This is a genomic window from Longimonas halophila, from assembly GCF_002554705.1.
GTDB classification, from domain to species: Bacteria; Bacteroidota; Rhodothermia; order Rhodothermales; family Salinibacteraceae; genus Longimonas; species Longimonas halophila.
Genome location: NZ_PDEP01000002.1, coordinates 282,667 through 290,000, shown reverse-complemented (window position 1 = coordinate 290,000; position 7,334 = coordinate 282,667). Strand labels below are relative to the sequence as shown.

Annotated in this window: 7 protein-coding genes (1 of these 7 running past the window's edge); 5 read left to right on the top strand and 2 right to left on the bottom strand. The window is 60.2% G+C overall.

What is annotated here, in order from left to right:
* Window positions 1-269: the 5' portion of a Fur family transcriptional regulator gene (locus CRI93_RS03715; RefSeq protein WP_098061264.1), read on the bottom strand. 226 nt of this gene lie to the left of the window's left edge; the window shows 269 of its 495 coding nt (coding positions 1-269); the start codon lies at window positions 267-269; its stop codon lies beyond the left edge, outside the window.
* 153 nt (window positions 270-422) lie between these two features.
* Complete coding sequence (tmk, locus tag CRI93_RS03710) at window positions 423-1,055, bottom strand: dTMP kinase (RefSeq protein ID WP_098061263.1); 633 nt, start codon at window positions 1,053-1,055, stop codon at window positions 423-425.
* Between the two features lie 293 nt (window positions 1,056-1,348).
* Here tmk and CRI93_RS03705 point away from each other — a divergent pair, with 293 nt between their 5' ends.
* The 5 genes from CRI93_RS03705 to CRI93_RS03685 all read left to right on the top strand — a co-directional run bounded on the left by CRI93_RS03705 (window position 1,349) and on the right by CRI93_RS03685 (window position 7,324).
* Entirely contained in the window at window positions 1,349-2,758 is a 1,410-nt protein-coding gene (locus CRI93_RS03705) for a tetratricopeptide repeat protein (protein WP_245850295.1), read from the top strand.
* Between the two features lie 74 nt (window positions 2,759-2,832).
* A complete protein-coding gene (locus tag CRI93_RS03700; RefSeq protein ID WP_245850293.1) occupies window positions 2,833-3,705 on the top strand; it encodes a DUF368 domain-containing protein in 873 nt (290 codons plus the stop codon).
* Between the two features lie 37 nt (window positions 3,706-3,742).
* Entirely contained in the window at window positions 3,743-4,432 is a 690-nt protein-coding gene (locus tag CRI93_RS03695) for an OmpA family protein (RefSeq protein ID WP_098061260.1), read from the top strand.
* 193 nt (window positions 4,433-4,625) lie between these two features.
* Entirely contained in the window at window positions 4,626-5,138 is a 513-nt protein-coding gene (locus CRI93_RS03690) for a DUF4019 domain-containing protein (RefSeq protein WP_098061259.1), read from the top strand.
* A gap of 188 nt (window positions 5,139-5,326) precedes the next feature.
* Window positions 5,327-7,324: a TonB-dependent receptor plug domain-containing protein gene (locus CRI93_RS03685; RefSeq protein ID WP_098061258.1), complete on the top strand. Its 1,998-nt coding sequence runs from the start codon at window positions 5,327-5,329 to the stop codon at window positions 7,322-7,324.
* The last annotated feature ends 10 nt before the right edge of the window (window positions 7,325-7,334 follow it).

Below are 7,334 nucleotides of genomic sequence, written 5' to 3'. Positions count from 1 at the left end.
TTCGACTGGTTTTTGCCAAACTGATGACGTACGACCAGGTCGCACTCCAGTAATAGATCGAGGGTGTTATATACAGTAGCGCGACTTACATCAGCTCCCTTCTGCTTAAGGCGCACGAACAGTTCATCTGCATCGATGTGCTCATCGGTGCGGTACATTTCGTCGAGCACTGCCAAACGCTCTGGCGTCTGTCGCTTGTTGCGACGCTTCAGAAATGCTTGAAAGATATTGCGCACTTCGTCGCGCCGTTCATCGGAGAGAGTAGACATAACGAGTGGAGACGGTACTGCTCGTAAAAACACGGAGTGCGCTCCTTCGGAAGCTATGCTTGCGACCTTCCTTGTAAAGCTATCCAGCCAATCAAGAGGAAGACTTGTACTTGCAAGCTGCCGACTACAGAAGGCACGAAGCGAACCGCTGCTCTATGAGGGGGTTCCTGCTCCTACAGACGGCCAAATTGCCTTCAGGTCGGCCCGAATTGCCCCCTGCACCTGCACAGGTGATTGTGTGCCATCAATGCAGCATACGCGGGTGGGCTCCTCTTCTGCTAAGCTACGATAGGTAGTGCGCACACGCTCATGGAATGCCCATGCCTCTTGCTCCATGCGGTCATCAGACTCACCACGCCGCCGCCGTGCTGCTTCTTCCACAGGCACATCAATAAGGTACGTGCGCGTGGGCATGAGCCCACCAGTGGTTTGCTCATGAAGCGAGTGTAGCCATGCGCGCGGCACCGTGTTACGTCCGCCACCCTGGTATGCTGTGGTAGAGTCGTAGAAACGGTCGCACAACACCACGCGTCCTGCCTGCAGCGCTGGGCGGATGCGCTCAGCAACCAGCTGTGCACGAGCCGCGGCAAAAAGAAACAGCTCGGTACGGTTATCGAGTGATGACGTAGGATCCAGAAGCAGTGTGCGAACCTGCTCAGCCACCTGAGTTCCGCCTGGGTCGCGCATCGTTTCAACGGCCTGCCCTCGTTCTTGAAGCCATGTGGCCAAATGGCGCATCTGCGTACTCTTCCCGCTTCCGTCAATCCCTTCGAATGTAATGAACATCGGGGGTCTGCATCTACTGTGAGGGCTGTGTTGAACCGTGCCTGCGCATCTACCTACAACGAATGTTACGCTCCACAAACGCTGCGCCGTGCATACGATGCTATTCGCGTAGCGCGTAAAGGGATTGGTACAGCTATGTACTCGTTTCGCAAAAAGAGTACGTGTTTGCGCCAACACACCTTGCATCTGCCCCCGTCTATATCGTACTATTGGAGTACTGGGCTGTTGCCCTACGGGGCTATATGTTGCGGCCAATCAGCGTCTCGACCACTACGAACCGACGCGCTATACGCATGTTCGACTTCGGCTTTGACAATTTTGACGGCTCGTCGTCTGACGCCCGCCTGCAAGAACTGGTGGATGCGTATGAAACGCATGGCACCAACGCGTATTTCGACTCGAACGAGCTGGAGGCTGTGGCCACGCATTACTACGAACTCGGCGCTTTTGAGAACGCCCTGAACGTGATCGACCACCTGCTTGACCTGCATCCGTACTCGGCGGATGGCTGGCTCCGCCGGGGCATCCTGCTCAATAACCTGGGGCGCTATCGGGAAGCGTTGCGCACCTATCAGAAAGCGCGCGAACTCAACCCTGCTGACCCGGAAACGCTCGTCAATATTGGCATTACCCTCGACAGCTTGGGCCGCCCTAAGGAGGCCCTTTCGGCCTACGACGACGCGCTTGCGATTAACCCCCTGCATGCGGAGGCGTACTTCAACCAGGGGATTACGCTGGAACGTGCGAACCATCTGCAGCAGGCCGCTGAAGCATTTCAGCGGTGTGCTGACCTGCACCCCGAGCACCCCGAAGTGTGGTACGAACTGGGCTACTGCCACGACCGCCTGGGCAACGACGCTGAAAGCGTTGCGGCCTATGACCGCCATCTCGATTTGGATCCGTACGCCCACGACGCGTGGTACAACCGCGGCATTGTGCTCAACCGCATGGGCAAATTCGATGAGGCTGTGTTCTCATACGACCTGGCTCTTGCTATTCAAGACGACTTTGCTTCTGCCCACTACAACCGAGGCAACGCGCTTGCCAACCAGGGCCGCCTTAACGAGGCCATCACCAGCTACGAGCATGTCCTTGAGCTCGAAGGGCCCGATGCGGCTACATTCTACAACATTGCACTGGCCTACGAGGAAAAAACCGATATTGAACAGGCTTTTGCCTACTATCAAGAGGCGCTTGACGAAGAGTCGGCCTACCCGGAAGCCTGGTATGGACTCGGCAGTTGCTATGTGGCGCGCAACGAGCTAACAGAGGCCTTCGACTGTTTTGACTACGCCACGCACCTTGACAATACCAATCCGAAGTTCTGGAATGCGAAAGGCGACACGGCTTTTCAACTGCGTGCATTCGAAGAGGCGCTAACTTCCTACCATGCAGCGCTGAAACTCGACAAGGAAAACAGCCATGCCTGGCTCGGATACGCCGAAACGCTCTTCCAACTGGGTAACGCTGAAGAGGCCCTGAACGCCTACCGAACAGCGCAGTCGCTTACGCCGCATGCTGCCAACCCGTACTTCCATCAGGCCAAAGCCCTGCTTGCTGTGGGGCGCACCGATGAAAGCATTCGAGCTCTCAAGACGGCTTTTCGCCTCGACCCGTCCAAAAAAAGCGAATTTCGCCACGCGTATCCTGAACTCTATCGCGACGACTACGTGCGACGGCGATTGGGTCTTGACCGCGCTTAATCCTTTTTATCGCTTTCCTTTCTTTTATGCCGTCGTTGCGTACATTTCTAAGAGGGTTGGGCGCTGGCCTACTCATGGGAGCTGCCGACGTCATCCCTGGAGTGAGCGGCGGTACCATTGCGCTCATCGTAGGCGTGTACGAACGCATCATTCAAGCGCTGCATGCAAGCACATCGGTCGCGGCTGCGCTGGTGCAGGGTCGGTGGCCCGTAGCCCGACGCCACCTGCAGCGCATGCATCTGGGCCTGCTGCTTCCCCTTGCGACTGGCATTGTTGCTGCCATTGCAGTAGGGGCTCGTGTTCTGCCGCCGCTTCTTGAAGCGCATCCGGCCCCGATGCGTGGACTGTTCTTGGGACTCGTGGGGGCCTCGCTGGCCATTCCCCTGCTTCGCCTATCTGCCTGGCGCTCCCGCTACGCAGTGCTTGCTCTTGGCGCCGCAGGAGTTGCCTTTCTCCTTGCAGGACTTCCTACCGCTGACGGCGGCGATCCTGCGCTCCTTCGGGTCTTTGCAACGGCAGCTGTGGCCATCTGCGCGATGATCGTTCCGGGGGTGAGTGGCGCATTTCTGCTCGAAGTGTTTGGCCTATACACCGCCACGCTCGACGCCATCAATGCGCGCGACCTCGTCTATCTTGCCACATTTGCCGCCGGTGCCGCTGTCGGACTTGGTGGCTTTGCCCGCCTGTTGCATTACGTGCTTCAGCATTATTACGACGCCACGATGGCTGTGCTCATTGGCCTTATTGCGGGCGCACTGCGAGCTCTGTGGCCGTTTCTGGAGTCCGACCGTAGCCTGCGCTGGCCCACTGAAAGCGACCCCGTTGGCCTCGTCATTATCCTGGCTGTAGGCGGAGCCGCTTTCATCGGCCTACTCATTTGGTGGGGCCACACGCGCGAGCATCGTGGCGACCCTGCCGAGGCAACGGCCGGGTCACGCACGCCGTAACCGCTCCCGTCCTGCTCATCACTGGCCTGCTTGCCTTATGATGCGATGCAACACACTGCTTGTGGCGTGCCTCCTCGGACTTGCAGGTGCGGCCCTGGTTGGATGTGCCTCTTCGGCAGGAACACACTCATCGTCATCGTCTGCAGCACGCGTTGATTCCCTGAAAACAGCGAACGAGCGGCTGGAAGCCCGCGTGCGCCTGCTCTCCGATTCCCTGCAGTTCTACGACGACATTCAGTCTGGGCAGTACCGGCGCGAGCGACGGGCCCTGCAAGACGACCTCACACGCATCGCGTACGAAGTCCAGTTGCTCCGCGAGGGCGGGTATGTCGTTGCCACGCTGGCGACCGATGTGCTCTTTGAGAGTGGTACAGCGCATCTTAAGACCAACGCACACGACCGCCTGCGTACGGTGGCCACCCAACTGCGTACCACATACCGCAAGCGCACTGTGCGCGTCGAAAGCTACACCGACGCATCGCTCCCTGCCGATAGCCCTTACTCCTCGGCACGTGCCCTGTCTGCCGGGCATGCTGCAGCCATTGTGGATGCACTCGTGGACCTTAGCAATCGCGCGCCGTCTCAGTTTCAGGCTGTCGCCTACGGAGACACCCGTCCGGCGGCCTCTAACGAAACGTCTGCTGGGCAAGCCCGCAACCGTCGCATCCGCATTACGGTGCTCCCCCAAGCGTACCGCATTACGCATCCCTACGAAACCGCTTGGTAGGATTTGCTCTCCTGCACCAACGTCTTAGTAGCTCAGCAAATTACTTTATTGACCAATGATTAACAAACAAGGTTTGACATTCGTCGTGCCCCTACGCGAATGAGCAAGCAGGCTTTTGGCATGCTATGAGGCACGCAGCCGATGGCTATCCCCTGCTTGCACCCATCCCCTTTATCCTTATTGGTACCTGTTTATGAGTACGTTATCGCGCGTTATGAGTCTTGTGCTGCTGGCGGCTGCCCTCGTGTGGACCGCCCCCGCCCAGGCTCAGAATATGCCGGAACAGAGCCCTGAAAATCCTGAAGCCGTTGAGGAAGCCCGCACCGCCGCTGAGGACTGGCTTGCTCTTACCGATGCCGGCTCCTTCAGCGAAAGCTGGGACGAAGCAGCTGCGATGCTGCAAGACCAGGTCACTCAAGATGAGTGGGTGCAACAGTCGGAACAGATCAATTCCCAGGTGGGAAGCGTCGAGGAACGCTCGCTGATGCGGGAGCAGTATCAGGAGAATCCCCAGAACCTGCCTGAAGGGGAGTATGTCTTCTTGATCTACGAGGCCAGCGCCTCTAACTTCGATCAGCCCCTGAACGAAATTGTGGCCGTTGCGAAAGAAGACGGGTCCTGGAAAATCGCGGGATACACCATGCGTCCTGCTCAGCCACAGCAGCCTCAGCAACAACCGCCCCAACAGCAGCCCCCAAACAACTAAGGGCGGTCTAACCATTATTGAACGTCAGCGCGGCTCGTGGCCTACCGGCACGGGCCGCGCTTTTGTGTTGTTGGGGGGCAACCGTGCCGCAATGAACACACGATTAACCCCTGTGTGGGGGTTGAGATCGCACAGTTGGACGCGCTATATTCTTGCGTTGCCCTTAACCATTAGTCTTGAGGATACGCATGCGAATCACCGTTGGCGTCATTGGAAGCTGGATCGCCGCTGTCATGCTCTGCTTGAGCACACTTGGCCTCAGCCCCAAAGCAGCTCACGGTCAATCTGCCCCTGACGCGGACACCGCTGATGTCGCCATGACCGTGGCCATCCCGGATACGGTGGTTGTTACCGCATCCCGCATTGCCGAACCGGCCGCCCAATCGGGACGCCGCGTGTCGGTGTGGACGCAAGAAGCGATCGAGGCACTCCCGGCCTCGTCGTACGACGAACTGCTTCGCACCGTGAGCGGGGTCGATGTGCAGAGTCGCGGCGGCTTCGGCGTGCAGAGCGACATTACGATGCGTGGCTCCACTTTTAACGGCGTGCTCGTGCTGCTGGATGGCGCCCGCATCAACGACCCGATGACCGGGCACTTCCTCGCTGATATGCCGGTGCCCATAAGCGAGATTGCCCGCATCGAGGTGCTGCGCGGTCCGGCCTCGGCCCTGTACGGCCCCGACGCACTCGGCGGTGTGGTACAGCTCTTTACACATGCGGGCCTCCATCAGGAACAAGGAGCCCCCACAGGCTCCAATGCAAACGCGAGCGCCCAGGCCCAGGTGGGCCGCCACGGCCTGTACGACGTGGAGGGCACTGCGCGCCTGGCCCGGGGCGGCACCTTCGTAAGCGCCTCCTTCGCCACGCAGGGCAGCGACGGCCAGCCCATCAGCACGCCCGGCGGCGAGCCCGTAACCGATAGCGATGGACGTGTGCGCACCGACTTCCGCCGCACGGCCGGTTCGCTGGCGTGGACGCAGCGCCTGGCTGAGGGCCACTCCCTCTTCACTCGCGCCGGAATCGACGACCGGCGGTTTACCGCGTATCAGTTCTACACCAGCCTCCCCTCCGACAACGCCCGCGAGTCGACCGCGACGTACTGGGCCCAGACGCGGTATCAGGGACGGCTCTCGGCATCCACCCAACTGCGTGCACAGGTGGCCGCCAAACAGCACGAAGACAGCTATCGCTTCACGCCCAGCACACCGCCCAACGAGCACACCAGCCGCCTGCTGACCGCCCATGGGCAGATTCAGCACGCCTTGAGCGAACGCTGGCAGCTTAGCGGCGGCGTGTCGGGGCAAGCGCGCAGCATCGACTCGAACAACCTTGGCGATCATGCCGATGAAGCCGGTGGGGCCTTCACCCGGCTGCGCTGGTCGCCCACCGAGCCGCTTACCCTTACCGGCAGCCTGCGCCTGGATGCCGACCACGCCTTTGGCACCGAGCTTACGCCACAGTTCTACGCAGCCTGGTCGAAGCCCCACTACACGCTCCGCGCTGGCGCCGGGCGTGCCGTGCGGGCGCCCAATTATGTGGAGCGCTACTACAACACCGAACTCGATTCGCCTCCCGACGGAAGCGTAGGCACGCCCAACCTGCGGGCCGAGCGCGCCTGGTCGTACGAAGTAGGCGCAGACCTCTACCCCACGCGCTCGCTTGCGCTGCACGTGACGGGCTTTGCGCGTACCACCGATGGACTCATCGACTTTGCGCAGTCGCCCGGCGAGGAGCTGTTTCGGTCGCGCAATGTGCTTTCGGTCGATACGTACGGCCTGGAGGCTGAAACGCGCTGGCAGCAGTCCTGGGGCGCACGCGGCCACACCACATGGACGCTCGCCTACACCGGGCTCGACGCCTCGCTTGGCGATGTGGGCGAGGGCGTGCTCTACACCTATGCTGCAAGCGCCGCACGGCATCACGTGCAGGGAACGGCCCGCGTGCAGTGGGGTGCTGTGGGCGGCAGCCTGCAAACGCAGTGGAAAGAGCGCCTCGACGCGCCTGAGCCTGCGGATCTCTCCTACAGCGTAACGAACGCCCGCCTGTTCTACGCGATTAATGCGCTGGATTCAGAAGCCACGGTTTCGTTCGAGGTGCGCAATATCTTCAACCGCGAGTACAGCGAAGTCTTCAATGCCCCCATGCCCGAACGCTGGTGGCTGCTCGGTCTATCCGTCGATCTGTAAAGCGGCTGTA

Bases quoted from the DNA above. Each gene is read 5' to 3' on its own strand.
- CRI93_RS03700 (WP_245850293.1), top strand. From the start codon at position 2,833: ATGGGAGCTGCCGACGTCATCCCTGGAGTGAGCGGCGGTACCATTGCG.
- tmk (WP_098061263.1), bottom strand. From the start codon at position 1,055: ATGTTCATTACATTCGAAGGGATTGACGGAAGCGGGAAGAGTACGCAG.
- CRI93_RS03690 (WP_098061259.1), top strand. From the start codon at position 4,626: ATGAGTACGTTATCGCGCGTTATGAGTCTTGTGCTGCTGGCGGCTGCC.
- CRI93_RS03705 (WP_245850295.1), top strand. From the start codon at position 1,349: ATGTTCGACTTCGGCTTTGACAATTTTGACGGCTCGTCGTCTGACGCC.
- CRI93_RS03685 (WP_098061258.1), top strand. From the start codon at position 5,327: ATGCGAATCACCGTTGGCGTCATTGGAAGCTGGATCGCCGCTGTCATG.
- CRI93_RS03695 (WP_098061260.1), top strand. From the start codon at position 3,743: ATGATGCGATGCAACACACTGCTTGTGGCGTGCCTCCTCGGACTTGCA.